1 protein-coding gene is annotated in these 644 nt (G+C 51.1%); it reads left to right on the top strand.

The window, feature by feature from the left end; translation table 11 throughout:
* Positions 1 to 644 (top strand): sensor histidine kinase (locus ACO0LF_RS31410; RefSeq protein WP_423021322.1); only part of this gene is annotated, 644 nt, incomplete at both ends.

Raw genomic sequence — 644 nt, 5'->3', positions numbered from 1 at the left:
GCCGAAAGCAAATTACGAGATGCAGATCGCAAAAAGGACGAGTTTCTTGCAACATTGGCGCACGAACTCCGCAATCCTTTGGCTCCGATCCGTAGTGGCCTGCAATTGATGCAGCTGATTGGGGTAAGCGCTCCCATTGAGAAGGTCAGATCAATGATGGAACGTCAGCTTCTACAGCTAGCACGGTTGGTTGATGATCTTCTAGACATCAGCCGATTGACGTCAGGTAAGCTTGAACTACGCATGGAGCGAGTTCAACTCCAGGATGTCATCACTGCCGCTCTGGAGACAAGTCGACCAATGATCGATCAGCAAGGGCACGAACTCACTGTATCTCTTCCGGACGATCCAATTTTCGTTGAAGGCGACCCTATTCGCCTGGCCCAAGTCGTGTCAAATCTGCTGAATAATTCGGCGAAGTACACAAATCACGGAGGGCAGATACGTGTGTCGGTGCTTTGCGACTCCAAGGAGGTGGTACTGACAGTATTGGATAACGGGATCGGCATCCCTGCGCCCATGCTTGAGCGAGTGTTCGGTATGTTTACTCAAGTTGACCGGACACTGGAGAAGACGACTGGCGGTTTGGGTATAGGGCTCTCACTTGTAAAGGGTCTGGTACATATGCATGGTGGTACCATCTC

The organism is Undibacterium sp. Di27W (genome assembly GCF_049340345.1).
In the GTDB taxonomy this organism is placed as follows: Bacteria; Pseudomonadota; Gammaproteobacteria; order Burkholderiales; family Burkholderiaceae_D; genus Undibacterium.
Note: the sequence above shows the minus strand (reverse complement) of the source record. Positions and strands in the feature narration are given on the sequence as shown.